Source organism: Kitasatospora sp. NPDC101447 (assembly GCF_044767225.1).
Taxonomy (GTDB): domain Bacteria; phylum Actinomycetota; class Actinomycetes; order Streptomycetales; family Streptomycetaceae; genus Kitasatospora.
On sequence record NZ_JBIWNL010000002.1, the window covers coordinates 505,972 to 523,246 of the forward strand.

The 17,275-nt window shown below is 76.4% G+C and carries 13 protein-coding genes; 8 read left to right on the forward strand and 5 right to left on the reverse strand.

All coding sequences use genetic code 11. The annotated features are described in order from the left end of the window. Window positions 1–38: 38 nt before the first annotated feature. Genes ACIRST_RS04670 through ACIRST_RS04680 form a run of 3 tightly spaced genes read right to left on the reverse strand, consistent with a single transcriptional unit; the run spans window position 39 to window position 4,541 of the window. On the reverse strand, window positions 39–596 hold the full coding sequence (locus ACIRST_RS04670) for a GAF domain-containing protein (protein WP_350525209.1): 558 nt from the start codon (window positions 594–596) through the stop codon (window positions 39–41). Further along, complete coding sequence (locus tag ACIRST_RS04675; protein WP_402800028.1) at window positions 580–1,431, reverse strand: S8 family peptidase; 852 nt, start codon at window positions 1,429–1,431, stop codon at window positions 580–582. The genes ACIRST_RS04670 and ACIRST_RS04675 overlap by 17 nt, the downstream gene beginning before the upstream one ends. After that, complete coding sequence (locus ACIRST_RS04680) at window positions 1,428–4,541, reverse strand: adenylate/guanylate cyclase domain-containing protein (RefSeq protein ID WP_402800030.1); 3,114 nt, start codon at window positions 4,539–4,541, stop codon at window positions 1,428–1,430. Before ACIRST_RS04680 ends, ACIRST_RS04675 begins: the two co-directional genes overlap by 4 nt. Window positions 4,542–4,930: 389 nt before the next feature. Between ACIRST_RS04680 and ACIRST_RS04685 the strand changes: the two genes are divergently transcribed. The 3 genes from ACIRST_RS04685 (at window position 4,931) to lanKC (ending at window position 9,069) form a co-directional block, all read left to right on the forward strand. Beyond that, complete coding sequence (locus ACIRST_RS04685) at window positions 4,931–5,104, forward strand: hypothetical protein (RefSeq protein ID WP_350525212.1); 174 nt, start codon at window positions 4,931–4,933, stop codon at window positions 5,102–5,104. Between the two features lie 164 nt (window positions 5,105–5,268). Then, entirely contained in the window at window positions 5,269–6,489 is a 1,221-nt protein-coding gene (locus ACIRST_RS04690; protein ID WP_350525213.1) for an MFS transporter, read from the forward strand. A 48-nt stretch (window positions 6,490–6,537) separates the two neighbouring features. Further along, complete coding sequence (gene lanKC / locus ACIRST_RS04695) at window positions 6,538–9,069, forward strand: class III lanthionine synthetase LanKC (RefSeq protein ID WP_402800033.1); 2,532 nt, start codon at window positions 6,538–6,540, stop codon at window positions 9,067–9,069. Between the two features lie 49 nt (window positions 9,070–9,118). Here the strand turns inward: lanKC and ACIRST_RS04700 are convergent, their stop codons facing one another. Beyond that, a complete protein-coding gene (locus ACIRST_RS04700) occupies window positions 9,119–10,957 on the reverse strand; it encodes a BTAD domain-containing putative transcriptional regulator (RefSeq protein ID WP_402800035.1) in 1,839 nt (612 codons plus the stop codon). A 732-nt stretch (window positions 10,958–11,689) separates the two neighbouring features. Here ACIRST_RS04700 and ctaD point away from each other — a divergent pair. The 5 genes from ctaD to paaI all read left to right on the forward strand — a co-directional run bounded on the left by ctaD (window position 11,690) and on the right by paaI (window position 15,951). Continuing rightward, the gene (ctaD, locus tag ACIRST_RS04705) at window positions 11,690–13,402 is read left to right on the forward strand and encodes a cytochrome c oxidase subunit I (RefSeq protein WP_402800147.1); all 1,713 of its coding nucleotides are present in this window, start codon (window positions 11,690–11,692) and stop codon (window positions 13,400–13,402) included. Between the two features lie 125 nt (window positions 13,403–13,527). Further along, complete coding sequence (locus tag ACIRST_RS04710) at window positions 13,528–14,061, forward strand: hypothetical protein (protein WP_402800037.1); 534 nt, start codon at window positions 13,528–13,530, stop codon at window positions 14,059–14,061. Between the two features lie 136 nt (window positions 14,062–14,197). Continuing rightward, window positions 14,198–14,917: a response regulator gene (locus tag ACIRST_RS04715; protein ID WP_396552101.1), complete on the forward strand. Its 720-nt coding sequence runs from the start codon at window positions 14,198–14,200 to the stop codon at window positions 14,915–14,917. A gap of 155 nt (window positions 14,918–15,072) precedes the next feature. Beyond that, a complete protein-coding gene (locus tag ACIRST_RS04720; RefSeq protein ID WP_402800040.1) occupies window positions 15,073–15,477 on the forward strand; it encodes a pyridoxamine 5'-phosphate oxidase family protein in 405 nt (134 codons plus the stop codon). Between the two features lie 60 nt (window positions 15,478–15,537). After that, window positions 15,538–15,951, forward strand: a complete 414-nt coding sequence (paaI, locus tag ACIRST_RS04725; protein WP_350525219.1) for a hydroxyphenylacetyl-CoA thioesterase PaaI — start codon at window positions 15,538–15,540, stop codon at window positions 15,949–15,951. A 9-nt stretch (window positions 15,952–15,960) separates the two neighbouring features. On the opposite strand, the gene ACIRST_RS04730 is transcribed toward paaI, so the two are convergent. Beyond that, complete coding sequence (locus ACIRST_RS04730; RefSeq protein ID WP_402800042.1) at window positions 15,961–17,217, reverse strand: phenylacetate--CoA ligase family protein; 1,257 nt, start codon at window positions 17,215–17,217, stop codon at window positions 15,961–15,963. Window positions 17,218–17,275 lie beyond the last annotated feature (58 nt).

Genomic DNA, 17,275 nt, shown 5'->3' on the forward strand with positions numbered 1-17,275 from the left:
CCAGGGTTGACGGCTCCGTCCGGGGCTGACGGCTCCGCTCAGGGCTGACGGCGCAGCAGCTCCTCCAGGTCGGCGAGGAGGCCGAGGGCGGCGGCGCGGTCCGGGGCGGGCTCCGGGGCCGGGGTGCGGTCGGCGATCACCCGCAGGGCGGCCGCGGCCTGGCGGGCGAACATGGCCAGCAGGTCCAGCTCGGGCAGGCTCGCGCGGGCCTGCGGGGCCGGGTCCAGGACCTCCAGCACGCCGAGGACCCGGCTGCCGTGGGTGAGCGGCGCGGCCATCAGGGCGTCGGGGACGTACGCGGTGGACTCGGCGAAGTCCCGGTCGAAGGTGCGGTTCGCGCCCAGGTCGTCGACCACCATCGGCTCGCCCGAGGCGGCGACCCAGCCGGCGATGCCCCGGCCGGCCGGGAAGCGGCGGCCGACCAGGGACTCCTCGCCGCGCCCGGAGACCGCCTGGAACACCAGCTCCCCGGCCGTCTCGTCGAGCAGGCAGACCGAGCCGGCCTGGGCGCCGAAGATCGCCCGGGCGACGTCCACCACGGACTGCAGCAGCTCGCGGGCCAGCGGATCGACGGCGGGGTCAGTGCTGAGGGTCATCGGGCGCCTCCGGGGTGGGGGTGGTCGGGACCTGGACGTTGGCCGCGGTGAGGTAGAGCGCGCTCTTCAGCTGGAAGGTGGTCAGCCTCGGCCGCCGGGACAGGAAGCGGGCGCAGAGCCCGGCCACGTACGGGGTGGCGAAGCTGTTCCCGGTGGTGCGGATGGTCGCCCCGCCGAGCCAGGGCACCCGGACGTTCTGGCCGGGGGCGAAGAACTCGACCGGCGGCGCCGGGTTGTACAGGTGCAGCGCCGGGTCGTCCTCCTGGTGGCTGCCCACCGAGATGACCGAGGAGAACCGCCACGGGAAGCTCTCCACCGGGGTGTTGTGGGCGGAGGCGACGATCGCGGTGCGGGCGAAGAAGGCGTCGTCGGCGATCGCGTGCAGCTCCTCCAGGAAGCGGGTCCGGGTGGTGGAGAGGCTGAGGTTGACGACGTCGAAGCCCTGCCGGACGGCCCAGCGCAGGCCTTCGATCAGCATGTCGCCGGTGCCGGTGAAGCGCTCCCCGAGCACCCGGACGCTGTAGAGCTCGCAGTCCGGGGCGGTGCGGCGGATGATGCCGGCGCAGGCGGTGCCGTGGCCGCAGGTGTCGCCCGCGGTGTCGGGGCGGACGGTCAGCTCCCGGGTGACCGGGTCCTTGACCACCGCCCAGGAGCCCTGCAGCGGGCCGACCAGCGGGTGGTCCGGCTCGACCCCGGAGTCGACCACGCAGACCCGCACGCCCTTGCCGGTGCCGTCGCCGTCGTCACCGCCGTCGGCGAGGCGGTCGGCCAGGACCGGCAGGTCGGCGGGGCCGCGGTCGCGCAGGCTCCAGGTGAGGCCGGCCGGGCCGCTCACCGGGTGCCCCCGAGCCGCTCGGCCCGCCGGACACCCGGCAGGTGGCCCTTGGCGGCGAAGTGGTCCCGGGCGAGGGCGGCGGCCACGGCGGCCTCGGCGGGGCGGTCGAGCAGCAGCAGGGCGTGCGCGCGGTCGAGCGCGGTGAGCGCCCGGAGCAGCAGCGACTCGGTGGCCTCGGCCGCGTCCAGGGCGGCCGCGGTGAGGTCCAGCGCCGGCAGGGCCTCGCCCCGGGCGGCGGCGAGCCGGCCGCGCAGCGCGTCCAGCTCGACGGCGAGCACCGGCGGCAGCGAGGCGACGGCGTCCGCGCCGTCCAGGTGCCGGGCGGCCTGGGCCGGGCGGTCGGTGTCCAGCAGGACCCGGGCGGTGGTGAGGGCGAGGCGCGGCAGCGGGGCGGCGGTGCCCTGGTGGCGCGCGATCTCGGCGGCGTCGGCCAGCAGGTCCAGCGCCTGGCCGGACTGGCCGGTGGCGGCGGCGGCCTGGGCGGTCAGAGCCGGCAGAGCGACCATCGCCTCCGCCAGGGACAGTTCGCCGGCCAGCCCGTTGGCCTCGGCGAGCAGCAGCTCGGCCTCCTCGGGGCGGTCCCGCAGGGCCAGCAGGACGGCCAGCGGGCCGTTCAGCGCGACCCGGACGGTCCGGCGGCCGGTACCGTGCTCGGCGAGCAGGGCCCGCAGCCGGAAGGTGGCGTTCGGCACGGGCTCGGGGCCGGCCAGCAGCGAGGCGGCCAGCGCGGCCAGCACGGCGGCCCGGTCCAGCTCGGCGTCGGTGCGGGAGACGTGGTCGAGCGCCTGCTCCAGCAGCTGCTCGGCCTCGGTGTGCCGGCCCGCCAGCAGGCGCTCCTCGGCGAGGCGCAGCCGGGCGCGGGCCTGGCCGAGGTCGTCCCCGCTGTCGGTGAACAGGGGCAGGACGGCGCGGGCGGTGGCGGCGGGCTGGTCCTGGCCGGGCGGCAGGCCGCGGGCGGCCAGGGCGAGCCGGGCGTGCGCGGCGTCCAGCGGGTCGGCGGCCGCGTCCCGCACCTGGGCGAGGACGGGCAGGGCCTCGTCGGCGCGCCCGACGGCGAGCCGGGCCTCGCCGAGGCGGCGCAGGACGGGGCCGGCGGCGCGCTCGTTGGGGTAGTGCAGCCGGACGGCGCGCTCCAGCAGGTCGACGGCGGCGGGCAGGTCGGCGCGGGCCAGGGCGCCGGCCCCGGCGGCGCCGAGGGCGGCGGCCGCGCGGGTGCGCAGGGTGTCGGTGCGGGCGTCCAGCAGGCCGAGTTCCAGCCGGTAGCGGTGGGCGCGCTCCAGGTGGCCGCCGACGGCGCCGTCCCCGGCGGAGCGGACGGCGGGCAGGTCGGCGGCGCGCTCGTGGCGCTCGGCGCGGGCCCGCTTGGACATGGACTGGTAGACCGACTCCTGGACCAGGCCGCTGCTGAACCGGTAGCCGGGGCCGGTCGGTTCGACCAGGCGGCGCTCGGCCAGCCGGGCCAGCGCGGCGTGCAGCCGCGGCGGGGTATCCGCGCCGTCGGCGGCCGGGCCGGCCGGCAGGCCGTCGATCGGGCCGGTGAAGACGTCGTCCTCAGGGTCCGCGAAGGTGTCCTGATCGCTGCCGCCGTGGGCGAGTTCGGCCAGCTCGGCGGCGGTGAAGGCGCGGCCGAGCACGGCGGCGAGGTCCAGCGTGGCGCGCTCGTCGCGCTCCAGCCCGTCGATCTGGGCGCTGAGCAACGCCCGTCCGGTCGGCGGGAGTTCGTCGTGCGCGGGGCCCTCGGCCTCGGTGAGGGCGGCCAGCAGCTCCTCCAGGTGCAGCGGGTTGCCCTCGGCGCGCTCCAGCAGCCGGGACGGCACCGTGTCCTGGTGGGCGCTCAGCTCGGTCAACTGGGCGGCGAGCAGGGCGGACTCGTCCCAGGACAGGCCGCCGACCGGGAGCGCCGGCAGCTCCGGGCGGGCGGCCGGGAGCTCGGGGCGGGCCAGGCAGAGCAGCAGCACGGGGGCCGTGCCGAGCGCTTCGGTCAGCCGCTCGGCGGCGTCCAGCAGGGCCGGGCCGGCCCACTGGCAGTCGTCCAGGACGAGGACGGCGGGGCGCTCCACGGTGCGTCCGCGCAGGATCGCGGCCAGCAGCTCCAGCGACTGCCCGGCGCCGACGCCCGGCGCGGTCGCCTCGTCCAGCCGGGCCAGCGCCTCGGCCGGGGCGGCGCCCTCGGGCTCGTCCAGCAGGGTGCGGACGGCCTCCGCGAGCGGCGCCAGCACGCCCTGCTCGCCGAAGCTGCGGCAGCGGGCGGTGCCGCAGCGCGCGGTGCGCCGGCCCACCCGCTCGCGCCACTCGCGCACCAGCCGGGTCTTGCCGATCCCGGGCTCGCCCACCACCAGCAGCAGCTCGGCGCCCGAGCCGCCCGCCACCCGGGCCAACGCGGCGTCCAGCTCGGCCAGTTCGCGCTCCCGGCCGACCAGCGGGACGTCGAAGCGGCGCAGCAGCTCCGGGTCGTCCTCGTCCAGGCCGACCAGCCGGTAGGCGGTGACCGGTTCGGCCTTGCCCTTGAGCTGCAGCGGGCCGACCTCGTCCACCTGGGCGGCCGGGCCCGCGGCCCGCAGCGTCTGCGGGCCGATCAGCACCTGGCCGGGGGCGGCCCGGGTCTGCAGCCGGGCGGCGATGTTCACGGTCTCGCCGGAGATCAACGCCTGGCGCGCCGAGGCGTCCGAACCCGCCACCACCTGGCCGGTGTTGACGCCGATCCGGACGTCCAGACGGACCCCGAGGGTGGCGTCCAGCTCGGTGTTCAGGTCCTCCAGGTCCTCCAGCATGGCGAGCGCGGCGGCCAGCGCCCGGTGGGCGTCGTCCTCGCGGATCACCGGGACGCCGAAGACGGCCATCACGGCGTCCCCGATGAACTTCTCCAGGGTGCCGCCGTGCGCCTCGATCTGTCGGTGCATCCGCTCGAAGTAGCGCAGGATCACCTCGCGCAGCGTCTCCGGGTCGAGCGCGCCGGACAGGGCGGTGGAGTCGACCAGGTCGCAGAACACCACCGTGACCAGCTTGCGCTCCTCGGCGGCCAGGTCGAGGGCGGCGGCCCGCGGGGTGCCGCAGGAGGGGCAGAACTGGTCGTTCGTGGCGACGAGTTGGGCGCAGAGTGGGCAGGGCATGGGGCCGTCCTTCGGTCGTCCTCCGCTGTGCGGGGCGTACGGGGCGCGGGCGCTGCGGGTGCTCGGGCGAGGCCGGTGCCGCGTGCGTGGGCGTTCGGGCGTTCGGGCGTTCCGGGTCAGGGTCGCGGGGGTGGCTTCGGGCCCGGTTCGGGAACGCCTGGCGGCCGGTATGGCCGCAGGTGGGGCCGGGTGCGGGGGCGTCGCGCGGCGCTGCGGAGGCCCGGCCGGCGGTGTCGGCGGCGCCCCGGCCTGCGGCCATACCGGTACCCAACCGGCTCCGAAGCCGGGCGCAGCCGGCCGCGCCCACCATGGTCGGCACGGCGGCCGGCAGTCGGTCACGACGCCGCCGTCACCACCGCGACAACCCACCTGTGGAAGGGAGTTCGACCATGGCTGAGAACATGGACCAGAACCTCGGCGAGAACGGCGAGGAGACCCCGGAGGTCGAGGCGCACGCCGCCAACGTCCTGGACCTGCAGTCGATGAAGGTGCTCTCCGAGGCCTCGGACGGCAACTGCTTCAGCCTGATCAGCTACGTCGCCGGCGCCGAGACCTCCGCCTGACACCGGCTGTCACCGGGCCGGCCTCCGGACCGGTCATCAGGCCGAGCGCGGGGGCGGGCGCACCACCGTTCCCGGCCGCCGGCCGTAGCGCAAGGCTTCCGGGGCGGTCCCGTCGCGACGGGACCGCCCCGGCCCGATGCCACCACCCACCACGGAGGACGGCCATGGAGCCCACCCCGCTCGCCCGCAACCGGGACTTCCGGCTGCTCTGGGTCGGCGGCCTGCTGGCCTCGCTCGGCTCCCAACTCGCGTCGATCGCCCTGCCGTTGCTGGTCCTGCGGGAGACCGGATCGGCCGCCCGGGCGGGCGCCATCGGCACCGTGTCGGTCGGTGCGCTGCTGCTCACCATGCTGCCCGGCGGCGTGCTCGCCGACCGGATCGAGCGCCGCCGGCTGATGCGGATCTGCGACGTCGGCAGCCTGCTGGCGGTCAGCGCCCTGGTCGTCGCCGTGCTGCGCGGGCACACCCCGCTGCCGCTGGTCCTGCTGGTGGCCGCCGCCGGGGCGCTGATCTCCAGCGTCTACGGACCCGCCGCCGGCGCCCTGCTGCGCGCGGTGGTGCCGCGGGAGCAGGCCCGGGAGGCCTCCTCCCGGATGCAGGCGCGCGGCGCCGCGGCCCGGCTGGTCGGACCGCTCGGCGGCGGCGCGCTGTTCGCCTGGCACCCGGTGCTGCCGTTCCTGGCCGAGGGCGTCGGACTGCTGCTGTCGACGGTCTGCGTGGCCCTGATGCGGACCCGCTCGACGCCCGCCGAGAAGAGCGGATCGGTGTTCAGCAGACAGGAGTTGACCGCCGGGCTGGCCTTCATCTGGCAGCAGCCCTACCTGCGGACCCTGCTGCTGATCTTCGGGCTCGGGATGAACTTCGCCTTCAGCGCACTGATGTTCGCCACCCTGGCCGTCGCCTCCGACGGCGGGCACTCCGGGATCGGCGGCGGCACGGTGGTCTCCTGCACCGCGGCCGGCGCCCTGGCGGGTGCGCTGCTCGCCCCCCGGCTGGGGAGCAGAGCACGGGACGGCAGCCTGGTGGCGCTGGCCTGCTGGGCCTCCGCGCTGACGGCCGGGGTGCTGACGGTGACCAGGGCGCCGCTGGTGATCGGGCTGCTCTGCGCCGCCTGCATGTGCCTGTCCACCGTCGCCAGCATCGGCTTCGTCTCCGGCATGCTGCTGGCCGCGCCGCCGGACCGGATCGGCCGGGTGCAGAGCGCCGCCGGCTTCCTGTCCACCCTGATCCAGCCGTTCGGCCCCCTCGTGGGCGGCACCCTGCTCGGCTCGGTCGGCGGCACCCGGACCTTCGGCCTGCTGGCGCTCGCCATCGCGCTCTGCGCGGCCGTCGTCACCTGGGCGCCGCCGGTGCGGCGCGGACCGGCGCCGGTGCCCGCCGTCTGACCCACCCCGCACCGCTCGCCCCGGAGTGACCGGAAGAGGAGGCGCGCCATGGCCGGCGCCCACGAGACCCAGCTGTACTGCCTCGCCGACCCGCTGTACTACGACACCCCGGGGCGGCTGCGCGACCGGGCGAGCCGCTACGCGCCGGGGCTCGGTGAGCCGCCCGAGGGCTGGCGGCGCGAGCAGCGGGGCCTGTGGACCGTCCTGCGGCCCGACGGCGTCGTGCTGCCGGAACAGGGCTGGAAGCTGCACGTCTCGGCGGTGGAGGACGGCGCCGAGGAGACGCTGGCCGTCGTCGCAGGGATCTGCACGGCGCGCCGGGTGGCGTTCAAGTTCCAGCGCAGCGCGGCGGCACTGCGGGTGGCGAACGGCAAGTTCATCGGACGCGGGAGCAGCGGCAAGTTCGTCACCGTGTACCCCGTCTCGCCGGAGCAGTTCGTCGAGCTGGCCGAGGAGTTGGCGGCCGCGCTGGACGGGCGCCCCGGGCCGTACGTGCTGACCGACCTGCGGATCGGCAATGCCCCGGTGTACGCGCGCTACGGCGCGTTCGTCGAGCTGTGGTGCGAGGACGGGGCCGGCCGGCCGGTGCCCGCGCTGCGCGATCCCTCCGGAACGCTGGTCCCGGACTCGCGCGAGCCGGTGTTCCGGCTGCCGGAGTGGGTCGAGCCGCCCGCGGCGCTGCGCCCGCACCTGGCCGCGCGGGAGGCGGCCGCCGGCCACCTGCCGTACCGGATCACCGAGGTGCTGCAGTTCTCCGGCGCCGGCGGGATCTACCGGGCCGAGCGGGCGGACACCGGGGAGCGGGTGGTGCTGCGCGAGGCCCGCCCGTACGCCGGGCTGGACTCCGCCGGGGCGGACGCGACCACCCGGCTGCGGCGCGAGCAGTGGGCGCTGGAGCGGCTGGCCGGGCTGGAGTGCGTGCCCCGGCTGCACGAGGTGCGCACGGTGTGGGAGCACACCTTCCTGGTGCAGGAGCACATCGAGGGCGTCCAGTTGTTCGCCGAGGCGATCCGGCGCTACCCGCTGGTGCACCAGGACTGCACGGCCGAGCAGCGCGCCGAGTACGCGCAGTGGGTCGCCGGCGTGGTCGCGGGGCTGGAGAAGGCGCTCGGCGCGCTGCACGAGCGGGGCGTGCGGTTCGGGGACCTCCACCCGGCCAACGTGGTGCTCCGGCCGGACGGCTCCGTGGTGCTGGTGGACTTCGAGTACGCGGCGGAGCTGGACGACCGGCGGGTGCCGACGGCCGGCCCGGCCGGGCTGCGGATCCCGCCGGGCCTCGACGGCGCCGAGGCCGACCGGTTCATGCTGTGGGCGACCTGGCTGATGCTGCTGATGCCGGTGCTGGAGCTGGCCGACCGCGACCCGGGCAAGCTCGCGGCGCTGGAGCGGCGGGCACGGGAGTGGTTCGGACTCGGGCCGGAGGAGGGGCCGGTGCGCCCAGGCGTGTTGACGGCGCGGACGGACTCGGTGAGCGAGCGGCGGGGCCGGGAGCTGCTGGCCGGCCCGTCCTGGACTGCGGCGCGGCGCGAGCTGGTCGCGGGCATCCACGCGGGCGCCACCCCCGACCGGCCGGACCGGCTCTTCCCCGGGGACGTGGCCGGGTTCGCCGACGGCGGTACGGGCGTCGCGCACGGCGCGGCCGGGGTGCTGTACGCGCTGCACCGGGCGGGCGCCGACCGGCCGCAGGAGTACACGGACTGGCTGGTCGCGGCGCTCCGCCGGCGCGGAGCCCGGCCGGGCACGGGCGGGCTGTACGACGGCCCGCTCGGCGTCGCCGTGGTGCTGGCCCGGCTGGGGCGGCCGGAGGCGGCCGAGGAACTGCTGGCCGGGGCCCGCGCGGCGCGGCCGGCGCGTCAGGCCGGCCTGTTCGGCGGGCGGGCCGGCGCCGCGCTCGCCCGGCTGCGGCTGGCGGACGCGCTGGGCGGCCGGCGGGAGGAGGCGGCCGCGCTGGCCGACGCCTGCGAGCTGGCGGCGGTGGTCCGCGGCGAGCCGGTGGACGGCCTCGACGCGCCCGCGGCGGCCGGGCTGCTGTACGGCCTGGCGGGCATCGCGCTGCTGCAGCTGCGGCTGTACCGCCGGACCGGCGAACGGTGGCTCCTGGACTCGGCGCGGCTGGCGCTGGAGCGGGCGACGGCGCAGTGCGTCCGGGTGCCGGACGGCTCGCTGCAGGTGCTGGAGGCCGGACGGCGGCTGGCGTACCTGGACCGCGGGAGCAGCGGGATCGCGCTGGTGCTGCGGGAGTACCTGGAGACGGCCGAACTGCCCGGCGGGGAGGCGTTCCTGGCGGACGTGCGGAAGGTCTGCGCGCCCGGGTTCATCCGGGAGCCGGGGCTGTTCCGGGGGCGGGTCGGCCTGACGCTGGCGCTGGACCGGCTGGGCGGGGCACCGGAGGCGGTGGCCGGGCAGGTGGCGCGACTGCAGTGGCACCTGGTGGCGCGGCCCGAGGGGCTGCTCGTCCCCGGGATGCGACTGCGGCGGTTCTCGGCGGACCTGCACACCGGGGCGGCGGGCGTGCTGCTGGGGTTGTGGGGGCTGGAGGAGGAGCGCGGGGGCGTGCTGGACCTGCTGACCCTGGGGTGAGGCCCCGCTCGGCGGCCGCAGGGCCCCGGCAGAGAGGCCCGGCGCGGCGTCAGGAGGCGGCGGTGAGCGGATCCGCGGTGCGTTCGCGGGCGTGCAGGTGGGTCAGCCGGGGCAGCGCGTAGAGGGCGGCGTGGGCGGTGACCTCGCCGGTGGGCGAGGTGACGGCCCCCGTGTCGGTCAGCGCCTCCAGGGTGCGCAGGGCCAGGCGTTCGGGGCGGCCGAGGGCGGCGGCGGCCTCGGGGAGGGTGAAGAGCAGCGACAGCGGCAGCGCGGCGAGCCGGGCGAGGGCCAGGCGGCCGTGGTCGGTGAGGTCCCGCCAGCCGGAGTCGAGGCGGGCGCGGACGGTGACGTCCCCGGCGACCAGCTCGTCCAGGGCGCCCGCCGGGTCCTCCAGCCGGGCCGCGTACTCGGCGAGCGGGAGGTGGCGCAGCACGGCGAGCCGGGTGCCGGCCACCCGGATGGCGAGCGGCAGCAGCCCGCAGGCGGCCACGATCCGGGCGGCGGCCGCGCGGTCGGTGCCGATCCGGCCGGTGCCCACGATGCGGCCGAGCAGTTCCAGGGCCTCGGCGGGCGTCAGCGGCGGGACGGTGATCCGGTGCACCGAGGCCAGACCGGCGAGCTGGCTGCGCGAGGTGACCAGGACGGCGCTCGGGCCGTGGCCCGGCAGCAGCTCGCGGACCACCGACTCGTCCGGCGCGTCGTCCAGGACCAGCAGCATCCGGCGTCCGGCGAGGGAGGCCCGCCACAGGGCGGCGGCCTGGCCGGGGTCGGCCGGGGCGGGGTCGGCCGGGGTGGTGCCCGGTCGGCCGGTGAGGGCGGCGAGTTCGGACAGCACCTCGGGCAGCGGGCGCGGGGCGCCGTCGGCGGTGCGCAGCCGGACGAGCAGCCGGCCGTCCGGGAACCGGTCGGCGAGCAGGTGGCCGGCGTGCACGGCGAGCGCGGTCTTGCCGCTGCCGGCCGGGCCGGAGAGCACCGTGACACCGCCGCCCGTACCCGACTCGTCCACCAGCTCGCGCAGTTCGGCGCTGCGACCGGTGAAGTCGGCGGTGTCGGCGGGCAGCAGGACACCGTGCGGGGCCGCGCCGCGCTCGGGGCGGGCCGAGGCGGGCCCGGAACGGCCGCGGGCGAGCAGTTCGCGGTAGCGGGCGGTCAGGGCGGGGCTCGGCTCCAGGCCCAACTCGCGGGCGAGCAGCTGGCGGTGGGTGTCGTAGACGGCGAGCGCCTCGGCCTGCCGGCCGCACAGGTGCAGGGCGTTCATCCGGGCCGCCTGGAGGCGCTCGCGCAGCGGGTGGCGCTCGGCGGGCTCGGCCAGCTCCTCGGCGACGGCGGCGGCGTTGCCCAGCTCCAACTCCGTCTCCGCCCAGTCCTCGTGGACGCCCAGGCAGCGGGTCTCCAGCCGCTGGGCCTCGGCCGCGACGGCGGGGGAGGAGCGCAGGTCGGCGAGCGGCGGGCCCTGCCACAGGTCGAGGGCCTGGCGCAGCAGCCGGGCGGCCGGGGCGAGCGCGCCGCCGTCGGCGGCGGCCCGGCCGGCCCGGGCGAGGGCGCGGAACTGCAGGAGGTCCAGCTCGGGTTCGGCCGCCCGGAGCAGGTAGCCGCCGGCCGAGTGGACCAGCCGGTCGGGCCCGTACTCGCGGCCCAGCAGGGTGCGCAGGGTGCAGATGTAGACCTGGAGGTTCTTGCGGGCGGTGCGCGGCGGCTCCTCGGGCCAGACCGCGTCGGTGAGCAGGTCGACCGGGACGGCGGTATTGGCGCGGCTCAGGAGGACGGCCAGCACCAGTCGCTGCTTCAGCGGGCCGAGGGCCAGCGGGCGGCCGTCGGCGGCGCCGTCGAGCGGGCCGAGGACGGAGAAGCGCAGCAGCGTGGGGGCGGCGGGCTGGGCCAGGGGCATCGGCGTACCTCCGGGGCGAGAGCGGTTCTGCGGTGGTTCTGCGGCGGTTCCGGGGCGGTGCCGGCGGTGCGGAAGCGTGCGGGCGTGGTGCCGGGCGGTGCGGCGGCGGTGCGGGACGTTCGATCGTGGTCGTCGGTGGGCGCAGGCTACTTGACGGTCGATCGGCACTGAAGGGCACGGGATCGGGCGGGTTCGCGCACGCCGCCCTCACAATCCGGGCGTCCCGGGGTGGGATCGGCGGGTGGATTCGCACCGCTGTACGGATGGCGTTCCGGCAGGTCGGGCGGGCTGTGCGGCAGGGCCGGCACCCGGCGCGGCGGCGGCCCGCCGTCGTCCGCCGGCCGCCCGCCCGGGGGCGTGGGGAACGCGCCGTTCCGGTGGTTCTCGACCGGGCCTCCGCGGCCGGGTGAGCGCGGCCCGAGCGGGACGGGGGTGCCGGGAGGTCCCGGTCCGCCGGTCGGGAGGTCCCGGTCGGGGCCCGGGAACTCGGGCCCAGCGGCCCCGGCCGGGCGGGCCCAAGGGCCCTGGGGCGGGGAGCCGGCCTGTTCGGATCATGGAGCGCCAATCATTCGCACGACGTTCCTAAGGAGCGGGTCCTTGAGCGCCACCCAGGCACAGGGCGACCCCGTACGACCGCCGACGGCCGTACCGGCCACGGCGGTTCGGGCCAGGCGGCCCGGTTCGGCCCTGGTCAGGCTGCTGACCACCACCGACCACAAGACGATCGGCACCATGTACCTGGTGTCGTCGTTCGCGTTCTTCCTGATCGGCGGCATCCTCGCCCTGGTCATGCGCGCCGAACTCGCCCGGCCGGGGACGCAGATCCTCTCCAACGAGCAGTTCAACCAGGCCTTCACCATGCACGGTTCGGTGATGCTGCTGCTGTTCGCGATGCCGCTGTTCACCGGCTTCGCGAACTGGATCATGCCGCTGCAGATCGGCGCGCCGGACGTCGCCTTCCCGCGCCTGAACATGCTGTCCTACTGGCTGTTCATGTTCGGCTCGCTGATCGCCGCCGCCGGCTTCGCCACCCCGCAGGGCGCCGCCGACTTCGGCTGGTTCCTCTACGCGCCGCTGTCCGACGCCGTCCACTCGCCCGGTGTCGGCTCCGACATGTGGATCATGGGTGTGACGCTCTCCGGCTTCGGCAGCATCTTCGGCGCCGTCAACTTCATCACCACCATCATCTGCATGCGCGCCCCCGGACTGACCATGTTCCGGATGTCCATCTTCTGCTGGAACGTGCTGCTCACCTCGGTGCTGGTGCTGCTGGTCTTCCCCGTGCTGGCCGCCGCGCTGCTCGCCCTGGAGGCCGACCGCAAGTTCGGCGCCCACGTCTTCGACCCCGCCAACGGCGGGGCGATGCTCTGGCAGCACCTGTTCTGGTTCTTCGGCCATCCCGAGGTGTACATCCTGGCCCTGCCGTTCTTCGGCATCGTCTCCGAGATCATCCCGGTGTTCAGCCGCAAGCCGATGTTCGGCTACGCCGGCCTGATCGCCGCCACGGTCGCCATCGCGGGCCTGTCGGTGACGGTCTGGGCGCACCACATGTACGTGACCGGGCAGGTGCTGCTGCCGTTCTTCTCCTTCATGACCTTCCTCATCGCGGTGCCGACGGGCGTGAAGTTCTTCAACTGGGTCGGCACCATGTGGAGGGGCTCGCTGAGCTTCGAGACCCCGATGCTGTGGACGGTCGGCTTCCTGGTCACCTTCCTGTTCGGCGGCCTGACCGGCGTGCTGCTCGCGGCGCCGCCGATCGACTTCCACGTCTCGGACTCGTACTTCGTCGTCGCCCACTTCCACTACACGCTGTTCGGCACCGTGGTGTACGCGATGTTCGCCGGCTTCCACTTCTGGTGGCCCAAGATGACCGGCAAGAAGCTCGACGAGCGCCTCGGCCGGATCACCTTCTGGACGCTGACGGTCGGCTTCCACGCGACCTTCCTCGTGCAGCACTGGCTCGGCGCCGAGGGCATGCCCCGCCGCTACGCCGACTACCTGGCGTCCGACGGCTTCACCACCCTCAACACCGTCTCCACCATCGGCTCGTTCCTGCTCGGCCTGTCGATCCTGCCGTTCCTCTACAACGTCTGGAAGACCGCCAAGTACGGCGAGAGGGTCACCGAGGACGACCCGTGGGGCTGGGGCCGCTCCCTGGAGTGGGCCACCTCCTGCCCGCCGCCGCGGCACAACTTCGTCAAGCTGCCGCGGATCCGCTCCGAATCCCCGGCCTTCGACCTGCACCACCCGGACATCGCCGCCCGGGACGTGCTGGAGAACAGCGGCAAGCCCGCGACGTACCTGGGCGACGTGGAACCGGCCAAGTACGACCGGCCGCTGAGCCGGGCGGACCGCGCCCGGGTGGCGTCGGCCGCCCCCGTCCCGGCGCCGGCCGCCGGTGCGCCGGCCGACGCTCCCACCGGTTCGCCCACCCCCGGCGGCTGAGGCCGCTCCCCGGAACGCCGTCCCCGCCCGCGTCGCTGCCCCCGGGCGGGCGGGGACGGCCCGTCAGCTCCCTCCCCTCACCCCTCTCACCCCTCTCACCCCTTCGTGACCAGGAAGGCCGGGTCGTGAACCACACCGTTCTCGCCATCGGCACCGCTGCCCTCACCGCGAGCGGCTGTGTCTGGTACCTGCCCGCCATCGCCGACCTCCAGGCCGGCGCCGACCGCCCCCGCTCCACCCGCACCGCCGCGGCGGCGTGCGTGCTGTGGTGGGCGGCGCTCGCGCTGGCGGGCGGACTGCTGCTCGTCGTACCGGACTGGCAACCCGCCGCGCAGATCGCGCTGGCCGGCCTGGTCGGCGGTGCGGCGCTGCGGGTGCGCGCGCAGTGGGACCGTCGGCAGGAGGTGCGGGAGACGGCGGCGCGGTGGGCCGCGCTGGACACCGGCCCCGCCCCGCGCACCGGCCGGCCGCTCGCCGTCGCCCTCGCGGGCTGGCTGGTGGTCGGCGCCGCCGTCGGCTCGCTGGGCGCGGCGGCGATCCTGCTGTCGGGCGACGGCGGGATCGGCCCGCGCGTGGTGCCGGCGGGGGTCGGCGGCGCGGCCGTCGCCCTGGGGTTCCTGCTGGTCGGGCTGGGGAACGCGAGGCGGCAGGGCCGCTGACCGCGAGGACGGAGGACGCGCGCCACGCCGCCGGCGCGAATGGGGCCGTTCGGCCCTGGGAGGCGGCCGCACGGTGGGCGATGATGCCCTGGGCCCCGCTGGGAGTGTGCGGGGGTGACGAAGGTGGAGCCGAGTGATGGCGACCAAGACGGAGGGTGCCGGGGCCCCGGCACCGGTCCGGGTGTTCCTGCTGGACGACCACGAGGTGGTGCGCCGCGGGGTGCACGACCTGCTGGACGGCGAGCCCGACCTGGAGGTGGTCGGCGAGGCGGCGACCGCCGAGCAGGCGCTGGTCCGGGTGCCCGCCCTGCGGCCCGACGTCGCCGTGCTGGACGTCCGCCTGGGCGACGGCGACGGCGTCACGGTCTGCCGCGAACTGCGCTCCCGGATGCCCGACCTCGCCTGCCTGATGCTCACCTCCTTCGACGACGAGGAAGCACTGCTGGACGCCGTGATGGCGGGCGCCGCCGGGTACGTGCTGAAGCAGATCAGCGGCACCGACCTGGTCGCCGCCGTCCGCACCGTCGCCTCCGGCCGCTCGATGCTCGACCCCGGCGCGGCGACCCGCCTGCTCAACCGGCTGCGCAGCGACGCCGAACCCGCCCAGCCGGTCACCACCGGCCCCGGGCTGACCGTGCGCGAGCAGGAGGTGCTGGCGCTGATCGGCGAGGGCCTGACCAACCGGCAGATCGGCGAGCGGCTCTACCTCGCCGAGAAGACGGTGAAGAACCACGTCTCGCGGCTGCTCGCCAAGCTCGGTGTGGAGCGGCGGGTGCAGGCCGCGCTGATCGCCACCGAGCTGCGCCAGGCGTCCGCCGCCGCCCAGCCGTCCCCGCTGCGCGGCGGCCGGGGCTGACGGCGGGGGCCCGCGCTGACGGACAGGGGCGGAGGGACCGGGGCTCAGGGGCTGACGGACAGGCCTGACGGGCCGGGGCGGAGGGGCCCTCGGCGGGCGTCGCCGGGACCATCGGCCCTCGTGAGCGGGCCCCGGGCCGGGCGAGCATCGCCGGTATGAACCGCGACCACGTTCCGGCCCCCCGGCCCTCCTCGTACGACCGGCCCGCCCTGCCCGGGCTCCGTGAACTCGACCCGAAGCGGGCCTTGGAGCTGCTGGCCCGGGCCGCCGTCGGCCGGGTGGTCTACACCGTCGGAGCCCTCCCGGCCGTCCTGCCGGTGCCCTTCCGGCTGGTGCCCGCCGGCGTGCTGGTCTCCGCGCCCGCCGACTCCGAACTGGCCCGGGCGGTCGACGGCGCCGTGATCGCCTTCGAGGCCGACGAGGTGGACGGCCGGGACGGCTCCGGCTGGTTCGTCACCGTCCTCGGCCACGCCCACGTCCGCCGCGCCACCGCGACCGCCCCCGACGCCCTGCGGATCCGCATCCGCCCGGAGCTGGTCATCGGCCGCTGCCTGGCGTAGCGTCCGAGGGCGCCGGACCCGGGCTGGGCCGGACATCGCCGACGGAGGGACCGCGACGCCGTGTTCGACCCCGTGATCGCCGCACTGTACGAGCGGGACGAGACCAGCCGGTCGCTGGGCATCGCCCTGGAGGAGGTGTCCGCCGGGCGGGCGGTGATGCGGATGACGGTGGCCGCGACGATGGTCAACGGGCACGGTACGGCGCACGGCGGCTTCCTGTTCCTGCTGGCCGACGCGGCGTTCTCGTACGCCTGCAACAGCCACGGCCCGGTGACCGTCGCCCAGGCCGCACAGGTGGCCTTCCTGGCCCCGGCGGCCGTCGGGGACGAGCTGGTCGCCGAGGCGGTGGAGCGTTCGCGGGCCGGGCGCGGCGGGATCTACGACGTGACGGTGCGCCGGGTGGACGGCAAGGTGATCGCCGAGTTCCGGGGGCAGAGCGTGACGATCGGGGGCCGGCCGCAGCCGGCGGCCTGAGTCGGGGCCTCAGTCCTTCGGGCGCTCGTCCAGGACCTGCTGGAGCTTGCCGGTCCGCGGGTTGGTGACCAGCTCCGAGCGCGGCACCCACTCCACCGCGAGGTCGTGCAGGCTGCCGAGGGCGACCTCCGAGGGGTAGAGCGGCAGGGCCGCGTAGACGGCCTCGACCAGCCGGTCGCCGAGGTCGGCGGGCGGCAGGCCGAGGTGGCCGAGCCGCAGGATCAGGCCGTCCCGGCCGTCCCAGCGCCGCTGCACCAGCTGCATCCCGGCGATGTGCCGGTCCGGGTCGGCGGCGATCAGGACGGCCCGGACCTCCTCGGTGGGCAGGGTGACGGTGCCGACCCTGGCGCCCTCGGCGGAGCGGCCGAGCAGCCGGAAGCGGCGGCACCCGCTGTCCGTCCACTCGGCGCGGTCGCCGGTGGGGTAGCGCAGGATCGGCATCAGGGTGCGGAACAGGTTGGTGACGACGACCCGGCCGGGCCTGCCGGGGGCGGTGATCGCCTCGCCGGTGGCCTCGTCGAGCAGTTCCACCACCGTGCGGTCGGCGAAGGCCTCGTGGACCCGGACGTCGTCCCCGGGGACGGGGGCGCCCACCAGCCCGGCGTCGTTGGAGGCGTAGCCGACCGACGCGACGGCCGCCTTCGGGAAGGCCCGGGACAGCAGCGGGCGGAGGTCGGCGAAGAGCAGGTCGCCGCCGAACAGCAGGAGTTCCACCCCGTCGGCGCGCTGCCCCCGCTCGATCAGGCACTCGGCGACGGCGCTGAGCTTCATCGGTTCGCCGGCCAGCACCTGCACGTCGAAGCCGGCAATCAGGTCGGCGATGTACGGGTTCGGGGCGGCGCCGCCCACGCCGAGCCGGACGTTGTCCACCGGCGCGTGGTGCAGGGCGTTCTCGATGTAGAGGAAGCCGCCGTAGAGCTCGCCGGCGGTGAAGAGGTTGGCCACCCGGTGTCCGGGCCGCAGGCCGGCCCGGACGAGCCCGGCGCCGAAGGCGGTCACCGAGTCGGCGTGTTCGGTGCGGGTCCACGGCGAGAACTTGGGGACGCCGGTGGTGCCGCCGGTCTTGTAGACGCCGGCGTCGGTGAGCGGGCCGGTCAGCACCCGGTTGTCGGGCCAGGTGTTGGCGGCCCAGAACGCGGCCTGGTCGATCACCGGGAGCAGCTCGATCCGGTCGGCGTCCGGGGGCAGGTCGCGGTAGAGCTCGGCGTAGAACGGGGAGTTGGCGCGGGCGAACCGGATCAGCTCGGCCAGGGGCTTCGCGGGCATGGGGGCTCCGTGGGCAGAAGGCGCGGCGGGCGACAGGCAGGCAGACGGGCAGGCAGAC

Coding starts and splice junctions, on each gene's coding strand:
- ACIRST_RS04670 (WP_350525209.1), bottom strand. CDS start 596: ATGACCCTCAGCACTGACCCCGCCGTCGATCCGCTGGCCCGCGAGCTG.
- ACIRST_RS04680 (WP_402800030.1), bottom strand. CDS start 4,541: ATGCCCTGCCCACTCTGCGCCCAACTCGTCGCCACGAACGACCAGTTC.
- ACIRST_RS04685 (WP_350525212.1), top strand. CDS start 4,931: ATGGCTGAGAACATGGACCAGAACCTCGGCGAGAACGGCGAGGAGACC.
- ACIRST_RS04690 (WP_350525213.1), top strand. CDS start 5,269: ATGGAGCCCACCCCGCTCGCCCGCAACCGGGACTTCCGGCTGCTCTGG.
- lanKC (WP_402800033.1), top strand. CDS start 6,538: ATGGCCGGCGCCCACGAGACCCAGCTGTACTGCCTCGCCGACCCGCTG.
- ACIRST_RS04700 (WP_402800035.1), bottom strand. CDS start 10,957: ATGCCCCTGGCCCAGCCCGCCGCCCCCACGCTGCTGCGCTTCTCCGTC.
- ctaD (WP_402800147.1), top strand. CDS start 11,690: ATGTACCTGGTGTCGTCGTTCGCGTTCTTCCTGATCGGCGGCATCCTC.
- ACIRST_RS04715 (WP_396552101.1), top strand. CDS start 14,198: ATGGCGACCAAGACGGAGGGTGCCGGGGCCCCGGCACCGGTCCGGGTG.
- ACIRST_RS04720 (WP_402800040.1), top strand. CDS start 15,073: ATGAACCGCGACCACGTTCCGGCCCCCCGGCCCTCCTCGTACGACCGG.
- ACIRST_RS04730 (WP_402800042.1), bottom strand. CDS start 17,217: ATGCCCGCGAAGCCCCTGGCCGAGCTGATCCGGTTCGCCCGCGCCAAC.